Genomic DNA, 19,320 nt, shown 5'->3' with positions numbered 1-19,320 from the left:
TCATATTTATTCGACAGCTGTATTTGGCGATATCGTTGTAACTACGAATGGTAAGGATTATTATATTATTCCAGAAAAAAGTCCGTTGGATGGACTATTGAAAAGCAGTTCTTAAATCGCATTATTAATTTACAAATTTATACATAAATGATATCATATTGATATAACAAAATTTCAACTACTATGGGGTGTTAAAAATGAGAGAGAAAGCTGCGTGGTCTATTAATGGGTTTTTAGGAATTTTTATTATTGCTGTACTTCTAGCTTGTAGTTTTTTTAGCATACTGGAAGGGCAATATATTATTGCTGCAATTTGTTTAATTGTTGCAATTACGTTGGGAACAGGGATAACACTCGTACAGCCTAATCAATCTGTCGTCGTTATCTTTCTTGGTAAATATATGGGAAGTATACGACAGGAAGGGATTGTTATTACTATCCCATTTACAATACGGAAAACAATCTCCTTGCGCGTACGTAATTTTAATAGCAAGCGGCTAAAAGTGAATGATGTAAATGGAAATCCTATTGAGATTGCTGCTGTAATTGTATTTAAAGTTGTCGATTCGGCAAAAGCAGTGTTTGATGTTGATCGGTATGAACAATTTGTAGAGATACAAAGTGAAACTGCGATTCGCGCTGTAGCAACTAAATATCCATACGATACGTTTGAGAATACGGAACTAACATTGCGCGGCAATGCTGAAGAGATTTCTGGAGAATTAAAACGAGAGGTGCAGGATCGGCTAAAAGTAGCCGGAGTAGAAATTATAGAAGCCCGATTAACGCATTTAGCATATTCGACTGAAATTGCGCAAGCGATGCTTCAGCGCCAGCAGGCAAGTGCTATTATTGCCGCACGAAAAAAAATTGTTGAAGGTGCTGTTGGTATGGTACAGGATGCGATTGAACGGATGGAAAAAGAAGCTGTCATTGAGTTGGATGATGAAAGAAGAGTTGCGATGATTAATAATTTGCTTGTTGCAATTGTATCCGATCATGGTGCTCAGCCAGTTATTAATACGGGCTCTCTCTATCAGTAATTTTCAAAGGCTCAGGAAAAAATAAATATCGCATGAAGCTTTTTCTATACTTATCTAAAAAAGCTGAAAAAAACCGTTTGAAATATAAATTAGAAAAAGCATTCGGACAAGTCTGCAACGAAATAAAAAGTTTAAAAGCCGATTAGAACAAGAAAGTAGCTAAAATGCATAACTTAATAGGCATATGTGATTGTGAATCGGTAATAAAGAGGGGTATTATGAAAAAAAAACAATTTCCATTGCGTTTAGACCCCAAATTGTATGATATCTTGGAAAAATGGGCAAAAGATGAATTTCGCAGTGTTAATAGCCATATTGAATACTTGCTCCGTGAATCATCAAATCGAGCAGGAAGACTGCCAAAAAGTGAGAATAAAAAAATAGGTGAATAAACTGCTTCTATTAGTGAGTCTATCAAAAATACTCGTCAAAAAACAACTCGAAAAAATACGCAATTTTGAGTTGTTTTTTTGTTTTTTTAATTTTACTTTTAGGAGAGGTAGTTGACAATAGTTACAATTAGTTATATGGTTAATTACACTGGTAACTAACCAATTGACGTCGGAGTGATAATATGAGAATTAAATTTGATGAAAGTAAACCAATTTATATGCAAATAAAAGAGTATATCGAGGATTCCATTATAGATGCGTCGATACAGGCAGGAGAACGTGTACCATCAACAAACGAGTTTGCAAAGTTTTATAAAATAAATCCGGCTACAGCTGCTAAAGGGATTAATGAGCTTGTTGCCGAGAACGTTTTAGTTAAACGGAGGGGAATAGGTATGTTCGTAACAGAAAATGCACGTGCAGATCTAATGGAAAAAAGAAAGGATCAATTTTTCACAAATTATATACTACCTTTAAGTAAAGAAGCGAAGAAACTAAACATAACAGAGGAACAATTAGTGAAAATGGTTAGGAGGGGACAGCGCTCATGAAAATTGAAGTTAAGCACATTTGTAAAAAGTATAACTCTAATTACGCTTTGAATAACGTGTCGTTTACGTTGAAAGAACCAAAGATATACGGCTTGCTCGGAAGAAACGGAGCTGGAAAAACGACTTTCATGGAAATTTTAGCAGGTCACAATTTGCAAACGAGTGGAGAAATTTTTATTGATGGAGAATCTCCATTTGATAATCGTAATATAACAAAAAAAGTCTGCCTAATTAAAGAAGGAGGCAACTTTCATAAAGATTCAAAAATAAAGCAGGTGTTACGTACGTATTCTTTATTTTATCCAAAATGGGATAATGAATTGGCGATAGAGCTGCTTGCACATTATAAATTAAGTTTAAATGCAAAAGTGAAGACGTTGTCAAAAGGAATGGAATCCGCGCTTGGAATTATTGTAGCATTGGCAAGCAAAGCCGAAATAACAATTTTTGATGAACCGTATATCGGGCTTGATGCAGCAGCACGCAAAAAGTTTTATGAAATACTTTTGGAAGAATACGAATCAGAAAAACGAACGATAATTTTCTCTACCCACTTAATTGACGAAGTGAGCCTTCTGTTTGAAGAAGTACTGATATTACAGGCTGGTGAGTTAGTATTACAAGAGGGTGCAGATACGTTACGGGATCAAACGTATGCCGTAACAGGCTCAGTTGCAAGCGTTCAATCTTTTATTACGAGTAAAAAGGTGATCCAGAAAAAAGAATTAGCAGGTATGATGAATGCTTATGTCTTTGGTGATCCACAAGAAGCGATTGCAGCTGGTTTAAAAGTAGAAGGTGTCCCTATTCAGGAGTTAATGATCTATTTAACGGAAAAGGAGGGAGCATAAATGGACCGACAAATAAAAGGCTCCTTATACTATTTAACAACACATGTCATGTATTCTTTGAAAATTTTTTGGATTATTTTGTTAAGTATTTTAGTTGTTACGATCGCTTTTGAGCTTGTATTTGTTAAAGATACCACGTCCGTTATTGTGTTTAATTTAGCTTTTCCTATTTATGTATTTGCAGCAATTGTTGGACAATTAACCGTTAAAGGATACATCCCTTTTTTAATAAAAATGGGCTCCACAAGGAAGAACTTATTTACAAGTATTGGTATTCACTTTATAAGTATAGCTGCTTTTAATGCACTTTTTGCAAATACGATCCACTCTATTGTAACGTATATGTACAAGTTTTTTGGAGGAAATTCCGTTTCAAATAATGCTCGTAGTATGTTTATCATTTCCGATGGAGAGCAGTCTTTTTCGTTTAATCATCTAGCTTATTTTGTCCAGGATACGTGGATGACACGATTCGTAATCGATACTTCGGTCTCATTTTTCTTACTTACTGCTGGTTTTATTTTAGGCCTTGTTTTTTTCCGATATAAACTTATCGGAGGGTTTAGTTTTATCGGTGTTATTGGTTTACTATTTATTATTGGGATGGCGGATGGCTGGCTATGGGACTTCCTAGTGACTATTTTTCAAAACTTTAGTATTATATTTTTTGTCCAATTAGTAGGAGTAGCTTTCGTGCTGTACATTTTATCCTTCTTATTATTAAGGAGAATAACGGTAACATAATGTACGGGTAAACGATATGTTGGAAGGATTGAGTCACTTTTTTGTGGGGGATATTTAAAATCTTTAATACACCATAGTTAGCGGCGCTAGCATATGCTTGCTTTTCGCGGGAGACTGGTGAGATTCCTAGCGTATTGGAATCTCACCGATTATCTTTCTCTTGCTGAGTTCTCTCAGCTTCCATTCGTGAGGCAACTGAAAAAAGATCATTTTTTGAGCAAAGTCTTTTTGTTAATGATAAGGAGCCACCTTTAGTGTCGTGCTAGTAGCGATGAACGTTTATTAAAAAGTTGGTATAGTCGTACATGGTGCGTCTATGCCTTTTATTATGATTTATTCTATCGTTGATTGGAACGTAAGGTGGACGCGTTCCGCGGGAGTCGCCACCTTGCGTTCCAATCAACTCGACTGAGCACAAATAATGTTTGTTTTGCTTGTTTGCCCTTCTTCTATTCTAAGTAAATACATTCCATAAATCTATACAGTATCCAGTCGACAATCATGATATTATATGGTGTATAACATAATATAACGGATTAACGAGTCTTTATTATTTGTTTAAGCTTGCCAACATAGAACGTATGTTCTATAATTTACGGAAGCCTTATAGTTATTTGGAACGAGAGGTGGCGACTGCTCGTTTTAGGAGAACCCCCAAAATATGCCAACCTCTGTACGTACAGTATATGGAGTAGTAAAATAATTTTAAAAAAGAGACCTGAATAAATTTATCCAGATCTCGTTAGTTACTACCGTTAAATTAAGTTTGTTCATACTGTTCAATTAGTTGATGAAAGAGCTTATGAATGGATTGCTGTCTTTTTAATGGTAAGTTTTTTAATCGGTATATGTAATTTTTAAAGTTTGGATGTGTCATCAAGTATTCTATTAACTCAACAACTTCCACATCGAATGATTTTGAAGTCGAGCTGTAAATTCGTTTGAATTCCTTTAAAAGATCATTTTGAAATGAATAATTACCTACTAAGTGGTCAAGCGTTACATTGAATACATTACTTAATTTCAATAGAGTAGTAATATCAGGCATAGTAGCATTGCTCTCCCATTTTGCCACAACAGATCGAGAAAGCAACAGTTTATTAGCGAGCTCCTTTTGTGTCCAATTGTTTTGCTCGCGGAAAAATTTAATATTATAGGCGATTTGTTCTGTAGCTAAAGTCATTCTTCATCCACTCTGCCTCTACAAATATTTGGCGTAAAATGTTCAAGCAAACATTGTCGAGCAACTATATAAAAGGTATGGTAATTTTAGTACAACTAAAAGTGCAACTTTATCCTATCATGATTCACTCTCGTTAAAAGGAAATGGTCGTTCTTTATCGTTACGAATTATGTTGTGTTCCGAAACAGAACAAAAGGGGATGGTAAAATGGTTAGCTGTCTTATTTTATACGAACCAACTATGTTGAGCTTAACAAAGTGTAGAATGCTTCGATCGATGTTTTTTAAAAGGCAGTATGAAATTCATGTTTTAGAAAATCATACGGTACTAATATTTTTATGGAATATTAATTGGGAAGAAGTGTTACAGTCGGCACTCATTTTAGAAACAGAAAGGATAGCTGTAGGGTATGGCTGGGCAGAACATAAAGAAGGTGCAGAATTGTATGCGAGGAGTAAATTAATGAAGCGTTCACTCGTAATAACGAATTAAAAAAACAGGAAAAGATAAACCGTACAATAATCGGCTTACCTTTTCCTGCTAAGAAGCTTCTTCGCCATCTACAGAAGCAGCAGATTCTTGGATAAATTGCGTGCAAGAAATATACAATTCTTTCGGTATTACAAACAAATCATAAACATCCTCTATTTGATTAATTGCGAAGTAAATATCTGGGAATAATTCCTTTCCGTTAACGACAAAGGGAAGCTTTAATGCTGCTTTAGCCGAACGAGTATTTGTTCTTCTAACTTTCATAAAAACGGTTTGTATCGTATCATTGTCAAAAAATAACTCGTTTAAAAATAACTCTTTTGCTAGCTTATTGTACCCTTTTCCAAAATACGGTTCTCCAATCCAGGTCGCTAAAAAGCCATAGTTGTTTTTAATATCAAACAAATTAATTGTACCAATTGGATGTTCGTATTCATCTAATATAGTACGAGATATTAAGCTTCCATTAGATTCTTCTTCTATCGTTTTCTTCGTTATAAAGTAATATTCATCGGATGTAGCAGCCTTATGACGAACAAAAGGAAAAACCTTCGGACTAATTAATAATTGAAATAACTCAGGAACTTCATGTAAATCACGTGTTTTAAGCATAGAAAAACCCTCCTCTTTACTAAAGGTGGGTATCCTAAAAGCAGACAGGGATCAGGCAAGGTTACCCACGAATTTTTATTTAACGTGCAACAAAAATTCGGGGTGGGAATCGAACCCACTAGAACCAGAGCATACTGGTGGCGCACCATTTGCCTTCCCATCTTACAGTGACTTATATATTTTAGATTATAGAAAAACGTGTGAATAACGAATTGACTCTCGTTGATGATCTTTGCTGTATACACCCTTCTTACACGAGTATACATTTGTTAATAATTAGTTTTAATGTAATTATCCCACACGTCATTCCAATAACCGATATTTAAAACTCATTTTAATTGTTAGCAGAGAACACCTTTCAAAGTTATATATAGCACTAAATTATTTCTTACTTTATTTTACAACGATATCTTTAAAAAGAAAATATATTTTTAATAATTAAATGTTATTTTTATAATGGTAAATAGTGTGTAATGCTTTTTCTAACTCAGGATAAGTAAACGTATATCCATATGCTAGTAAACGATCAGGTGATACGTATTGTCCTTTCGTAATTAGTTCACTCATTTCCCCTAGCGTCAATCGAATGAGAGAGGAAGGGGTAGGGAACCAATACGGTCGTTTTAACGACTTAGCTAAGACTTTCATGAAGTCTTTATTTCTTTTTGGAGAAGGAGCTGTTGCATTTATAGGTCCTGCGATCTCAGTATGATGAATACAAAACAAAATAATTTTAATGACATCATCAAGGTGAATCCAGGAGATCCATTGTTCTCCCTTTCCAATTTTCCCCCCGGCAAAATATGAAACAGGAAGAGCCATAAGCGGTAGAGCACCTCCGGTCTTTTCTAATATTACTCCAAAACGAACATAAACGGTTCGAATCCCGAGTGCGGCTGCATTGCTCGCTTTATTCTCCCACGACGTAGCTACATCAGCTAAAAAGTCATTCCCTGGTGTAGTTGTCGCTTCTGTAAAAATTTTTTCTTCCGATGTACCGTAATAACCAATAGCGGAAGCGTTTATTAAAACGTTAGGTTTTTGTTTCATCTCGGACATAATGTGAATAAGTTTTTCAGTAATTTGAAGTCTACTTGAGAGAATTAATTGCTTCTTTTTTTCGGTCCAATAGCCGAATAAAGAGTCGCCTGCTAAATTAATAACAGCATGAATTGTTGGCAGTTCTTCCGGACGTATGGAATAATTAAGGTACGTAGTGGAACGATCGTTCGTATATTTATGAGGGGAGCGCGTTAAAACAAACGCGTGATATCCATAGCTCGCCAGATGACTTATAAGCCTTTTTCCTACAAAACCTGTTCCACCTGTTATTAAAATATTCATTTCATCAACCTCCTCGTGTATTATATATAGGTGTTGTTTTTACAACTTTACATATCATTCACTAATTATATTGAAGTGTACCATACATTTTTTTGTTCATGGTATGATAACGACAGAGAGGTGAAACAAATGGCAATTATTTCGCGAATTACAACCCAAAAGCGAAATAAACATCGTTATAATATCTATATCGATAATGGACAAGGTGAAACATTCGGGTTTGGCATTGATGAAGATGTGTTAATTAAATATCGCTTAAAAAAAGGGATGAAGCTTGAGCAATCAATATATGAACAAATACGTAATGATGAAACCTTCCATCAATCGTATAGTATGGCTATTCGTTTTTTAAGCTATCGTATGCGTACAAAAAAAGAGTTGGAAATTCACTTATTGAATAAGGATGTCGATGAAGTACAAATTCCTCGCATAATTGAAAAACTTTATAAAGAAAATTTGTTAAATGATGAAGCTTTTTCCGATAGCTTTGTTCGTAATCGAATAAATATGTCGGATAAGGGACCATTAGTCGTAAAGCAAGAATTAATAGCAAAAGGAATCTCATCGGAAATTGCAGCTAAAGCAATTGAACAATTTACGTATGAGCTTCAATATGAGAAGGCGATCAACTGGGCTCAAAAGAAATTAAATCAAAAAAAGAAAAACGCGTTACAAAAACGACTGCAATCAATTAAGGCATCATTGGCACAGAAGGGGTTTTCTGAAGAGGTCATTCAAGATGCACTACAAAATATTAACATTTCGGACGAGAAAAATGATGAGTGGGACGCTGTAATACATCACGGCAATAAAATGATACAGCGATATGGGAAACGGTTTTCCAATTATGAATTAAAAAATAAAGTGAAAACAGGATTATATAGACAAGGGTTTTCCATTAAAATGATTAATCGTTTTTTTGAAGCAAATGAAAATAACTTTACAACAGTAAGAGAGGATGCAGATGATGACTCGTTATAGCGATTATACGGTTGAACAATTACGTGAAGAGGTGGCAAAGCTTAAAGAAAAAGTACAGAAGGCCGAACAACTTGGACAGTTAAGTAAAGTAGCAATAAATGAAAGAAAACTACAAATTGTTTTATCTTATATGGTAAATCCTGAAGATTATCAAGCAGGAACGGTTTATACTTTAAATGGGGATCCGGGACATACGTTTAAAATTAATTATATTAACGGTGTAATGGCATGGGGCCATCGAATCAATTTGCTTAATGAAATGTATGATAGAGAAGAAGCTATACCTCTGTCTTTGCTTGAAGATCGAATAACAGAAGAGTAAGACATTTATGCTAGCTCATAAAGAACATGGGGAGTATGAAAGAGAGGTGTTGGGACATAAAGTTACTAAGTAAAACCACCACGAATGATGAACAAGACTAAGCAGGGAAATAGTCTAATCGAATTGGTTGGTTTTTTATCTAGTGAAATACTTTTGCCCCAGCCTCACCTGTTTGAATACTTGCGTACGTATAATTATATAAATAAGAAAACTGGGCTTAAGTCGGATTATCCCCAAAGTAAAGCTTACTCTGTAGCTTTCTTTCTGAAAAGATCCAACCAGTGTAGCTATTTATTACTTGATAATGCTTGTTAATTTGCGCTACAGCAACAAAAGGGTAATGGCCCTTTGACCGGTAACGCAAGTCAATTAAACGTACTTCTGTAAAGTAGTCATATTCATTAATTTCCCAACGATACACAGGCGAGAACGATAAAAACGCAGATATATTTTTATCCTCTTTTGCTGCATTAATGATAGTAGAGTCCGGTAAGGGAACTTTTTTAAATTCATCGATAATTTGGATATGACCATGATCTACTGTACCTACATAAAAACGATCTGATGTAGTTATCGCTACTCTCCAGGCATTTTGCCTAATGGTAGGTGATGTTGCGATTTGTATCGTGTTAGGGAAGTAATCATGAATTTTTTTCACAATTTCTTTTTTATCAAAATACCTTTTTAAATAATATAAAAACACGACAACGTAAACGATGACCCAAGTAAACCCGGGAGAAGCCCCAAGCATCCAAGCAATTATACCAGCAATGTGCAACAAGAAAATATACGGATCGAATGTATTAATAAAACCGTAGGCTACCCACTTATTTGTAAAGGGCCGATATGCTTGCGTGCCGTATGCATTAAATATATCTACAAAAACATGGATAATAACGGCTAGAAACGTCCACAACCATAGATGCAATCCATTTATATTGGGTACGAACATGTAAATGATTGCCGCAATTAAAATCCCCCAAATAATAACAGCTGGCACAGAATGGGTCGCGCCCCTATGGTGGCGAATATATGTGGCATTATTTTTTAATTTTAGAACAGTGTCAAAATCCGGTGCTAATGAGCCAGCGATTGTTCCAGTCATTACTGCGTGAAACAATACGGGATCATTATTTACAACGGGATCCAAGGTGGCCAGACCACCAAGTGCAACACCCATAACGATATGGGTACCTGTATCCATATAGTAAACCTCCTAAATCCAAATTAGTCCGAGTATTACAGTTAAATTCATTTTGTATTTTACGTTTTTATTGTAACACAATGGAGGGATAAGATGAGTGCAAAAGAATTACAAGATTTTAACATTAAAGGTTTTCAACAAGACTTAATGGATTGGTATGAAAACAATAAACGAGATCTTCCATGGAGAAGAACGTCGGATCCTTATAAAATTTGGGTATCAGAAATTATGCTTCAGCAAACAAAGGTTGATACTGTTATTCCCTATTTTAATCGATTTATAGCCCGCTTTCCTACTCCACAAGCATTAGCTGATGCAGAAGAACAAGCTGTATTAAAGGAATGGGAAGGCCTTGGTTATTATTCTCGAGCTAAAAATTTTCAACATGCTGTTCGGGAGGTTGTAGCTTCGTATGATGGAGTCGTTCCGAATAATCCAGATGAATTAGGTGCACTGAAAGGGATCGGTCCATATACAAAAGGAGCGATTCTTTCAATCGCTTTTAATCAGCCAGTGCCTGCTGTTGATGGAAATGTTATGCGTGTGTTTTCTCGTATATTGCAAATAGAAGAAAATATTGCTATGCAGCGTGTTAAAAAGAAGTTTGAAGAATATGTGAAGCAATTTGTTCCTACAGACCGTCCTTCGGTATTTAATCAAGCCGTCATGGAGTTAGGTGCACTTGTATGCATACCAAAAACGCCACAATGCTTGCTCTGTCCAGTTCAGTCACATTGTAAAGCTTTTAGGGCAGGCTTAGAGAGAACGTTGCCAGTTAAATCAAAGGATAGAAAGAAAAAGATTATCCCGTATGTCGTTTTGCTAATCAAAAATAAAAATAATGAATATGCAGTGGAAAAAAGAAGCGCTACAGGTTTATTGGCTAATATGTGGCAATTTTTGATGGTGCCTATTGATGAAATTGGAATGGATCATATCGAACATTGGGTCTACGGAGAATACGGCTTGAAAATTAAATTAAAAGGTAAAAAAGAAAAACTAAAACATGTCTTTTCTCATTTAGTATGGGAATTAGACATTTATGAAGCCAAGTTAATGGAAGAAAATAAAGCTAACGATTTGTTATTTAAATCAAAGGAGGAAATGGAATTACTCCCATTTTCTGTATCTCATTCGAAAATAAAGGAGCTTATAACAGAATAGAACGATAGCTTGCGTACACTTCTGAACATGGTATAAAATTCCAAACATCATTTTGGATAACTTTTTCAAATGTGGAGAAGTTAATAACTGCGGAGGTGATACGAATGGCTAAAAACCCAAAAAACACAGCGTCTGGAACAAACGTTCAAAAAGTGAGACAACAAAACCAACAAGCTGCACAAGGTCAATATGGTGCGGAATTTGCATCTGAAACCGATGCACAGGAAGTAAGAAGACAAAATCAAAAGTCAAAGCAAAATAAAAAATAAGTACTAACAACGAACGTTTTTTGAGTGGCAAAATCATGTTGCTTGATAAAATAACTGTGAGTGATTTTAATTAAGCTACTCACGTGATTTTAGCTAGTAAGTAATTGCACGATGATTTCGTTTAATTTGTTCAAAACTACAGAGCTAGCCAGGATTAGGTTAGCCACACGATGTAAAGAGGGCTCAATCATCATTATTTATGTTGATTGAGCTCTTTTTCGTTATTTTAAAATCTTGTTATACTTTATGTATAAAGTTCTCCTCTTAAAAATGAAAGGAACAGATGCTCTTTATAGTGAACATATAGCTTTAAATTAAACTCAAAGAGCATTATACTATTAAATAGACAGTTAAAAGGCACGGATGAGGTTCGATTGTTATAAACAAAAACCTTCAAGGATAAAAAGAACATACACAGCACCCGTGAAATTAGACGGTGTGAAATCAGGTTTTACGGAGATTCCTATAAAAAAGCAACAGCCGAAAAGGAAGGGACTCTTTGCTCTGAGGAAGTTGAGATGTTTCCCATGGAAATAGACGTGTATCATCCGGATGGAAAGGGAGATAAAATGAACGCTCCAGCTGCTGGCACACACATAATTATTGAGAGCTATAAACATAATGGCACCCGACATCGAACGTGGAAAGAAAATACTGTGTTAAAAGGCTCTGAAGAAGTTGTTATCGGTGCAAATGATAAAACATCGGTCGTAGAAAGTAATGGGCGAATTTGGCAGACGCGAGAACCGTCCATTTTTTATTTTCATTCAAATTATTGGTTTAATATTATTGGAATGTTGCGCGATAACGATATTTATTATTACTGTAATATTGGCACTCCATTTTTAATGGAAGATCAAGTATTAAAATATATAGATTACGACTTAGATATTAAAGTATACCCAGATATGACATATGAATTGGTCGATGAAGATGAGTACGAAGAGCATAAACTGAAGATGGGGTATCCGCATGCTCTAGATGACATTTTGTATACGAATATTGATCTATTACTAGACTGGATTCGACAGCGCAGAGGTCCATTTAGACCTGGTTTTATAGATAAATGGTATGAACGGTTTTTGACATACACGTAAAGCGAACTCCTTGTTACCTCTAATGTAGCAAGGTTTTCTATTGTAGTATAATACAAAAACAAAAAATGAATTTGAGGAAGATTATAATATGAGTAGTATTAAACAATATTTACAATTCGTAAAGCCATATAAATGGCCAATCGTTGGGACTGTCCTTATTGGTGTAGTGAAGTTCGCTATCCCTCTACTAATCCCCTTAATTTTAAAATATGTAATTGACAGTATTATCATGGCAGATAAAGTGCAATCAGAAAAGCTAAGTCAGTTATTTTGGCTAATGGGTATTTCATTTTTTATCTTTTTAATATTGCGCCCACCTATAGAATATTATCGACAATATTTAGCGCAATGGGTTGGCAGTAAAGTTTTATACGACATTCGCGATCGATTATTTGATCATATTCAAAGGTTAAGCTTAAAATTTTACTCTGAAACGAAAACTGGAGAGATTATTTCCCGGGTGATACATGATGTCGAGCAGACAAAGACGTTTGTCATTACAGGACTTATGAATGTTTGGCTCGATATGGTAACGATCTTAATCGCTATTTGTATTATGCTTACAATGGATGTGAAATTAACGATCGTCGCAATTATATTATTCCCTTTTTATGGATTTTCGGTTAAGTATTTTTATGGAAAGCTTCGCGCATTAACGCGTGATCGATCACAAGCACTTGCAGAGGTGCAAGGTCACTTACATGAAAGAGTCCAAGGGATGCCTGTAACAAAAGGGTTTGCGCTTGAGGATTACGAGCAAGAGCAATTTGAAGCACGCAATAAAAACTTTTTAAATAAAGCACTCGTCCATACCGGCTGGAATGCAAAAACATTTGCCGTTACTAATACGATTACAGATTTAGCACCGTTACTTGTTATTGCATTTGCAGCGTATCAAGTAATTCTTGGAGATTTAACTATAGGAACGATGATGGCTTTTGTCGGGTATATGGAGCGGGTTTATAGTCCTCTCCGCCGATTAATCAATTCTTCCACTGCTTTAACACAGTCGATCGCATCGATTGATCGGGTATTTGAATTTCTTAACGAAAAATATGACATTAAAGATAAAAAGGATGCAATTGAATTAGGTAGAGTGCAAGGGAAGGTTGACATTGAAAATGTTTCCTTTCGTTACAGTTCTGAAGACGGCGAAGTGTTAAGTGGTGTTAACTTATCTGTTAGAAAAGGAGAAACAATTGCACTTGTTGGAATGAGTGGTGGCGGAAAGTCCACCTTAATTAGTCTTATCCCTCGGTTTTATGATGTAATTAAAGGCTCCATTAAAGTGGATGGTATAGATATTCGCAATGTGACAGCTCGGTCATTACGAAACAATATTGGGATGGTGCTCCAAGATAATATTTTGTTTAGCGAATCAATCGCAACGAATATTCGGATGGGGAACCCGCATGCAACTGATGAAGAAGTGATAGCCGCAGCTAAAGCGGCAAGTGCACATGAATTTATTTCTAAATTGCCGAATGGCTATGAAACCCTTGTCGGTGAACGAGGAGTAAAGCTATCTGGCGGGCAGAAACAGCGGGTGGCAATTGCCCGTGTGTTTTTAAAAAATCCCCCCATTTTAATTTTTGATGAAGCAACATCTGCACTAGATTTAGAGAGCGAGTATCATATTCAAGAAGCGATGGGTAAATTAGCGTATGATCGTACCACCTTTATCGTGGCACATCGACTAGCAACAATTACTCATGCTGATCGGATTGTTGTTTTGGAGCATGGTAAAGTAGTGGAAAGTGGGTCACATGATGAATTAATGCAGAAAAGAGGTAGTTACTTTAACTTATATCAGGTGCAGCACTTAGATGATGATGCATTAGTTAAAGAAATATAGCCGAAAAACGACATCTAAAATAAATAACAACCCTGCTATATAATTTTTAAAAAGATACTATTAGAGGAATAGATGAGCATATACTTAATAATAAAAATGATAGCAGGGGATTGCAGTGGATACTATTTCAGCACTTTTAATTGCATTGATTTGCTTTATAATTATGAAAAGTATTTTAGAATTTATAACAGGAGGGAAAGTACGCTTTTCAATGGAAATGAAGGAGAGCCGCTTTTCAATTGAGATTTTTTATACGCTGCTTGTTATATATTCCATCGTTATTATTGGGTTTGGCTTAATTTATTTTATTCTTTCTTTTCATCAAGTTGTTCTTATTGAATATGAGGAGTACCGAGATGTTAGCGTATTAGGGACATTTATTCATTCCTTTTATTTTAGTGGAGTTACTCTATTAACGATTGGATATGGAGATATAACTCCTGTTGGAATCGGACGTTTAGTCGTTTTAATTCAAGCTCTTATTGGGTACATTTTGCCTACAGCTTTTGTGCTTAGAATTGTTCAAACGTCTAATGAAGGAAGTTAAAGAAACTTCGTACAAAATCTGATGTTGAACGGTTAACGTTAATAGTTGCTTAGAATAGGATGATTGAAAAAACTATAAAAAATTACGAACGAATCATAATATAGAAGCAGTTTAATCGAACGTTTAAGAATAGCTTTCTTTAACGATGATATAAGATAGAAAAGAGGTAAAAGATGCGAATATATACAAGAACCGGGGATAGTGGTATGACATCTTTAGTGTATGGAGGGAGGATACCCAAAAATGATACTCGGGTCGATGCATACGGAACCTGTGATGAAGCAAATTCGATGATAGGATTAGCATTAAGTTATCTTAGAAACGAAGAATGGGTAGGAAGAGAACAATTTAATCAAAGTATTCAAAGAGTGCAAACCATTTTATTTCATGTGGGTTCTGAACTTGCAACACCGAGCGAACGTGAAGTTGCTTGGAAATTAAAAGAAAAGCATATTAAAGAGCTGGAACATCAAATAGATGAATGGGAAAGTGTATTGCCTACACTTGAAAACTTCATCCTGCCATCAGGTCACCCAGCCGCCAATGCTTTCCATGTTGCGAGGACGATTATTAGAAGGGCAGAACGATTAGCGGTTGGATTAGATGGTATGACTTTAAATCCATTTGTATTAGCGTACTTGAATCGACTATCTGATTATTTGTTTGTAGCTGCTCGTTTCATTAATTATACATTAGAAGTAGAAGAAATAAATTTACAAGTAGATGATACGACATCATAATGTTAATACATTAAACACGATATAATTTAACGTATTACATTATATTAACATTGACAGAACCTTTAGTGAAAGAGTAAACTAATTATAAAGATTATAATTTAATAATATAAATTTTGTTTGAATTATTACAGAGAAAGTGAGGTGCATGACGGTGTCAAATCACAGATTGCAATCAGCGATTGAAACATTAAAGGAGTCGGGTGTTCGTATTACGCCCCAACGTCATGCGGTTCTTGAATTTTTGTTAACTTCCTTGAACCACCCAACAGCCGATGAAATATATAAAGCACTGGAAAATAAGTTTCCGAATATGAGCGTAGCTACTGTTTATAATAATTTACGAATTCTTCGTGAGATCGGATTAGTAAGAGAACTAACATATGGTGATTCGTCCAGCCGGTTTGATAGTAATACAGAGGATCATTACCATATTATTTGTAGCGAGTGTGAGAAGATTGTTGATTTTCATTACCCTTCATTAAATGAAGTTGAATCTTTAGCAGAGCAAATTACGGGCTTTGAAGTGAGTCACCACCGGTTAGAGTTGTATGGTAAATGCCCTGAATGTAAAAAAACGGCGAAACAAGCACATTAAAAAACCAAATGCAGTTACGTGCATTTGGTTTTTTAGTTGCTATTTTTCAAATGAGGCGTACAGATACCCAGCCTCGGACACTATTGATTAACCATATTTTAGTACATTTATGAAGGTCTTTTACGAAGATTTTCTTTTCCTCTATTATATTGTCCGCAAGCAGCTGTTGGCGAAGTGTTCCATGTAATAGTCCGGACTCTATTGGCGGTGTATATAAGGTATTATTTAACTCCACTACAATATTACCGATTGTGAATTCCGTTATTTCTTTATTTTCATTCCATAATAATGTATCGAACACATTTTTTTTACGATGTGTATGATAAACTTTCCGGTTCGTTGTTTTATGATACAAAAATATGTTGTCTTTATTAATCGGATTGTTGGATAACGCTACATTTATTTCCGTTTCTAAAGGAGGCAATTCAGTCGCTTCTAAAGAAGTAGCACCGTTTCTATGTACGAGCAATCGTACCTTCCATTTTTTCGTATGCTTTTTTATAGCAAGGCCCTCTAATTGATTTTTAATTTTACTAATATTTAATTGATAATTAAAGTAAGCTGCTGACTTTTTTAATCGCTCTAGATGGTTGTTCAAAAGAAGATATGTACCATGATCTAAGCATAAGGTTTCAAGTAATTGGAAATCATCTCTGATCTCTGTTAAAATTTTAGCTTTTGCTAATACTTCGTTATATTCCTCTTCGCCACGTGAATGGGCCGTTATTCCACCGCCTGCATGGTACGTTGCTTTATGTTGGTCGCTATCAATAAAAACAGTTCGAATCGGTACGTTAAATATTGCTTCATTAGCTGGTGTAATATAACCGATCGCTCCACAGTAAACTTCTCTTGGCTCTTTTTCTAATAATGAAATGATGTCCATTGATTTTCTTTTTGGCATTCCTGTAATTGATCCGCTCGGGAATAAAACTTTTAATAAATCGATAAAACCTTTATTAGGGAGTACATCTGCTTTTATTGTTGATGTCATTTGGAATACAGTAGGGTACTTTTCTACTTCGAATTCATTTGTTATTTGGATTGAGCTGTCAACGGATACTTTTTTTAGATCTTCACACATCAAATCAACGATTAATTTATTTTCGAGACGATTTTTTTCTGAGTTTTTTAACCACTGTTTATTTTGTTCATCTTGTTCATACGTTTTCCCACGTTCAATTGTTCCCTTCATCGGCTTTGTTACTACTTTACCGTTATGAAAGTGAAAGAAAAGCTCAGGAGATGCGGATAATATGGCGTGTTTGCCAGTGTTCAAATATGCAGTGTAATCCGCTTGCTGTGCATTTTTAAGTTGTTGATAGTAAGAAAAAGGATCTCCACTAAATTCCGCATGAAATGGAAACGTGTAATTTATTTGGCTTGTGATACCTTCACGTATGTAATTATGGATCATACCGATGCGATCGTGATATTCCGCAACCGTGATCGATGGCTTCCAAGCATGAAGCGTATGCTCCCTAGTAGTAATAGTTTCTGTAGATGGATTTGTGAAAATCCCGAACCAAAGTAGAGGCATGTTACTATTTTGGTTCACCTTGAGTGATGGATCAAAGGCGGGTGCCGCTTCGTATGCGATATAACCAGCAGCATAATAACCTTTGTTTACGGCTTCTTGTATTTGACTAAGGCTCGCAAGCACTTCCTCTACATTTACGGCAGTGACAATTTTTATTGGGTTTTTAAAGAGTAACGGTGTGGTTGTTTTCTGTTCCGAATTCTTAAAGTTAAAGTATAATAAAGGGCTGTTAGTAGGCCTCATCACATGCTCCTTCTATGGAAATTATCCATTTTTTATAATTTATAATGTGAATAAAAAATCCGCCAATACGACGGAATTTTTATGTTATCTTATTTTTATTTGCTTCTTTTCTATATTTCCTAGTATTGTATTTTTCATCAAACTCTTTACCTTCTAAGTCCTTGTCAAGTGTCAATGGTTGTTTACAGTGCATACAAGCATCTACACGTCCAAGCATCTTTGTCGGTTTTTCACAGCTTGGACAAACGATAGGTACTGCTCGAACAGAAAGCATCCCAATCCAGAGGTAAACTACTGTACTTAATAAAACGAATAAAACACCAATAATGAAAAACAATACCATTAACCACTCAACTTTTTTTGTCAAAATACCTATATACATAAAGGCAATTCCGACAAATATTAAAATAAGTGCAAATGCACGAATTTTATTAATTTTACTAGAATATACAATATCTGCCATGCTCGTCCTCCTCAATTAATACAATTTGTATTATAGCATATTTTTATTTTTCAAACTAAGATGGTGTACGTGAAGTATCGAATGAGCGATTTATTTGTTTTATTATATATTAAAATGGTTAAAACCTTATTTATTATGAAGGATGTTTTTATTTTTATGACAGCCTGAATCAATGAAAATGGAAAGAGCTTTTTAGAACCGAACGTAAACGAATAAATCTGTGTAGCCTTAAATAAAAGACGCTTTTACGAAGTACGAAGAAGTATTTGAAACGTAGAACAGTTTACTCAAGCCTTTTATTAAATACAAATACACAATTGATAGGTATATGTTATTTATAAAATGATTTTCTATTTATGCTAATTTTTCTAGTCCAGATAAAATTATTAGAATCTCATATAGTATTTTAACAATAACGAGCAATATAAAGAAAGCAGTACATTCATATGGATTGAGTCACGTATTTGTGGGTGTTATTTTAAGAAGCTAAAAAACCTCTCTTTGTATTCGTTAATTTTAGTATTGCTTCCTACCGACCGCAGTAGATATACACTACGCTTTCCGAGGAGGCTGAAGCCGTGCCCGCGGAAAGCATCCACCTGCAGTGAAAATCAACGGTGTTATTCATGTGTATATCGTTCGAAGTAAAATTGATCACATATTATCTAGTTAGATTCGTGCATCTGTCCCCCCACAAACATTTTATTCATACATTAATATGCTCCACGAGCATCATACTAGTAGATGAAAATAGCATATTATCCTTTCCTCTTATTTAAAAATTAGTAATACTATAGAGAGAAACTATATATAAAATTAATGTTGACACCGATCCTTAACCATGCTAAAGTAAATATCGTTGCTGAAAAAGCAGCGAGCAAGTGAAAAAGTTTTTTTAAAATTAATTGTTGACTTCCTATTCCGAAGTGTGCTATATTATAAAAGTCGCCATTTTGGTTGACGGAAAAATTTGCTCCTTGAAAACTGAACAATACAACTCGTATGTCAAGAGACGAAGAAACACCTCCGTGTTTCTTCGGAAGGTCAGCCTTTCTATTATGAAAGCTGACGATAAATGAAACAAGCTA

Annotated in this window: 21 protein-coding genes; 15 read left to right on the top strand and 6 right to left on the bottom strand. The window is 35.1% G+C overall.

All coding sequences use genetic code 11. The features are described from left to right. Nucleotides 1–197 precede the first annotated feature (197 nt). From ACLIBH_RS13345 to ACLIBH_RS13325, 5 genes are all read left to right on the top strand, one after another. The gene (locus tag ACLIBH_RS13345) at nt 198–1,043 is read left to right on the top strand and encodes an SPFH domain-containing protein (protein WP_439317206.1); all 846 of its coding nucleotides are present in this window, start codon (nt 198–200) and stop codon (nt 1,041–1,043) included. Nucleotides 1,044–1,258: 215 nt separating this feature from the next. Beyond that, nucleotides 1,259–1,435 carry an Arc family DNA-binding protein gene (locus tag ACLIBH_RS13340; protein WP_439317208.1) on the top strand — a complete coding sequence of 59 codons (177 nt, stop codon included), beginning with the start codon at nt 1,259–1,261 and terminating at the stop codon, nt 1,433–1,435. A 182-nt stretch (nt 1,436–1,617) separates the two neighbouring features. Further along, nucleotides 1,618–1,986 (top strand): GntR family transcriptional regulator, encoded by a 369-nt coding sequence (locus tag ACLIBH_RS13335; protein ID WP_439317205.1) that lies wholly within the window; start codon nt 1,618–1,620, stop codon nt 1,984–1,986. Continuing rightward, nucleotides 1,983–2,837, top strand: a complete 855-nt coding sequence (locus ACLIBH_RS13330) for an ABC transporter ATP-binding protein (RefSeq protein ID WP_439317204.1) — start codon at nt 1,983–1,985, stop codon at nt 2,835–2,837. The genes ACLIBH_RS13335 and ACLIBH_RS13330 overlap by 4 nt, the downstream gene beginning before the upstream one ends. Further along, on the top strand, nt 2,838–3,581 hold the full coding sequence (locus ACLIBH_RS13325; RefSeq protein ID WP_439317203.1) for a hypothetical protein: 744 nt from the start codon (nt 2,838–2,840) through the stop codon (nt 3,579–3,581). Between the two features lie 760 nt (nt 3,582–4,341). On the opposite strand, the gene ACLIBH_RS13320 is transcribed toward ACLIBH_RS13325, so the two are convergent. Continuing rightward, nucleotides 4,342–4,764 (bottom strand): helix-turn-helix domain-containing protein, encoded by a 423-nt coding sequence (locus ACLIBH_RS13320; RefSeq protein WP_439317202.1) that lies wholly within the window; start codon nt 4,762–4,764, stop codon nt 4,342–4,344. Nucleotides 4,765–4,971: 207 nt separating this feature from the next. Between ACLIBH_RS13320 and ACLIBH_RS13315 the strand changes: the two genes are divergently transcribed. Then, nucleotides 4,972–5,256, top strand: a complete 285-nt coding sequence (locus ACLIBH_RS13315; protein ID WP_439317201.1) for a hypothetical protein — start codon at nt 4,972–4,974, stop codon at nt 5,254–5,256. Nucleotides 5,257–5,304: 48 nt separating this feature from the next. Here the strand turns inward: ACLIBH_RS13315 and ACLIBH_RS13310 are convergent, their stop codons facing one another. Together ACLIBH_RS13310 and ACLIBH_RS13305 are read right to left on the bottom strand one after the other, a co-directional pair. Then, the gene (locus ACLIBH_RS13310) at nt 5,305–5,868 is read right to left on the bottom strand and encodes a GNAT family N-acetyltransferase (protein ID WP_439317200.1); all 564 of its coding nucleotides are present in this window, start codon (nt 5,866–5,868) and stop codon (nt 5,305–5,307) included. Nucleotides 5,869–6,306: 438 nt separating this feature from the next. Further along, nucleotides 6,307–7,212 (bottom strand): TIGR01777 family oxidoreductase, encoded by a 906-nt coding sequence (locus ACLIBH_RS13305; RefSeq protein WP_439317199.1) that lies wholly within the window; start codon nt 7,210–7,212, stop codon nt 6,307–6,309. A 129-nt stretch (nt 7,213–7,341) separates the two neighbouring features. Between ACLIBH_RS13305 and recX the strand changes: the two genes are divergently transcribed. Beyond that, entirely contained in the window at nt 7,342–8,193 is an 852-nt protein-coding gene (recX, locus tag ACLIBH_RS13300; RefSeq protein ID WP_439317198.1) for a recombination regulator RecX, read from the top strand. Further along, nucleotides 8,177–8,515, top strand: coding sequence for a YfhH family protein (locus tag ACLIBH_RS13295; protein WP_439317197.1), 339 nt, complete (start codon nt 8,177–8,179; stop codon nt 8,513–8,515). The genes recX and ACLIBH_RS13295 overlap by 17 nt, the downstream gene beginning before the upstream one ends. 217 nt (nt 8,516–8,732) lie before the next feature. On the opposite strand, the gene ACLIBH_RS13290 is transcribed toward ACLIBH_RS13295, so the two are convergent. Beyond that, complete coding sequence (locus ACLIBH_RS13290) at nt 8,733–9,719, bottom strand: metal-dependent hydrolase (protein ID WP_439317196.1); 987 nt, start codon at nt 9,717–9,719, stop codon at nt 8,733–8,735. A 93-nt stretch (nt 9,720–9,812) separates the two neighbouring features. Here ACLIBH_RS13290 and mutY point away from each other — a divergent pair, with 93 nt between their 5' ends. The 7 genes from mutY to perR all read left to right on the top strand — a co-directional run bounded on the left by mutY (nt 9,813) and on the right by perR (nt 15,986). After that, nucleotides 9,813–10,883 carry an A/G-specific adenine glycosylase gene (gene mutY, locus ACLIBH_RS13285; RefSeq protein ID WP_439317195.1) on the top strand — a complete coding sequence of 357 codons (1,071 nt, stop codon included), beginning with the start codon at nt 9,813–9,815 and terminating at the stop codon, nt 10,881–10,883. A gap of 104 nt (nt 10,884–10,987) precedes the next feature. Next, nucleotides 10,988–11,152, top strand: a complete 165-nt coding sequence (locus tag ACLIBH_RS13280) for a gamma-type small acid-soluble spore protein (RefSeq protein ID WP_439317194.1) — start codon at nt 10,988–10,990, stop codon at nt 11,150–11,152. A gap of 569 nt (nt 11,153–11,721) precedes the next feature. Beyond that, the gene (locus ACLIBH_RS13275; protein WP_439317207.1) at nt 11,722–12,249 is read left to right on the top strand and encodes a DUF402 domain-containing protein; all 528 of its coding nucleotides are present in this window, start codon (nt 11,722–11,724) and stop codon (nt 12,247–12,249) included. Nucleotides 12,250–12,337: 88 nt separating this feature from the next. Continuing rightward, nucleotides 12,338–14,104: an ABC transporter ATP-binding protein gene (locus ACLIBH_RS13270; protein WP_439317193.1), complete on the top strand. Its 1,767-nt coding sequence runs from the start codon at nt 12,338–12,340 to the stop codon at nt 14,102–14,104. Nucleotides 14,105–14,219: 115 nt separating this feature from the next. After that, entirely contained in the window at nt 14,220–14,651 is a 432-nt protein-coding gene (locus ACLIBH_RS13265; RefSeq protein WP_439317192.1) for an ion channel, read from the top strand. A gap of 173 nt (nt 14,652–14,824) precedes the next feature. Then, nucleotides 14,825–15,391 (top strand): cob(I)yrinic acid a,c-diamide adenosyltransferase, encoded by a 567-nt coding sequence (locus ACLIBH_RS13260; protein WP_439317191.1) that lies wholly within the window; start codon nt 14,825–14,827, stop codon nt 15,389–15,391. Nucleotides 15,392–15,536: 145 nt separating this feature from the next. Then, a complete protein-coding gene (perR, locus tag ACLIBH_RS13255; protein ID WP_439317190.1) occupies nt 15,537–15,986 on the top strand; it encodes a peroxide-responsive transcriptional repressor PerR in 450 nt (149 codons plus the stop codon). Between the two features lie 46 nt (nt 15,987–16,032). Here perR and ACLIBH_RS13250 read toward each other — a convergent pair whose 3' ends face one another. Both ACLIBH_RS13250 and ACLIBH_RS13245 read right to left on the bottom strand, forming a co-directional pair. Next, complete coding sequence (locus ACLIBH_RS13250; RefSeq protein WP_439317189.1) at nt 16,033–17,769, bottom strand: chorismate-binding protein; 1,737 nt, start codon at nt 17,767–17,769, stop codon at nt 16,033–16,035. Nucleotides 17,770–17,848: 79 nt separating this feature from the next. Continuing rightward, nucleotides 17,849–18,232 carry a YgzB family protein gene (locus tag ACLIBH_RS13245; protein WP_439317188.1) on the bottom strand — a complete coding sequence of 128 codons (384 nt, stop codon included), beginning with the start codon at nt 18,230–18,232 and terminating at the stop codon, nt 17,849–17,851. Nucleotides 18,233–19,320: the final 1,088 nt, after the last annotated feature.

The organism is Virgibacillus sp. W0430, from assembly GCF_051846935.1.
Lineage (GTDB): Bacteria > Bacillota > Bacilli > Bacillales > Amphibacillaceae > JBPYCR01.
The sequence above is the reverse complement of the archived record's forward strand: the minus strand, read 5'-3'. Positions and strand labels throughout refer to the sequence as shown.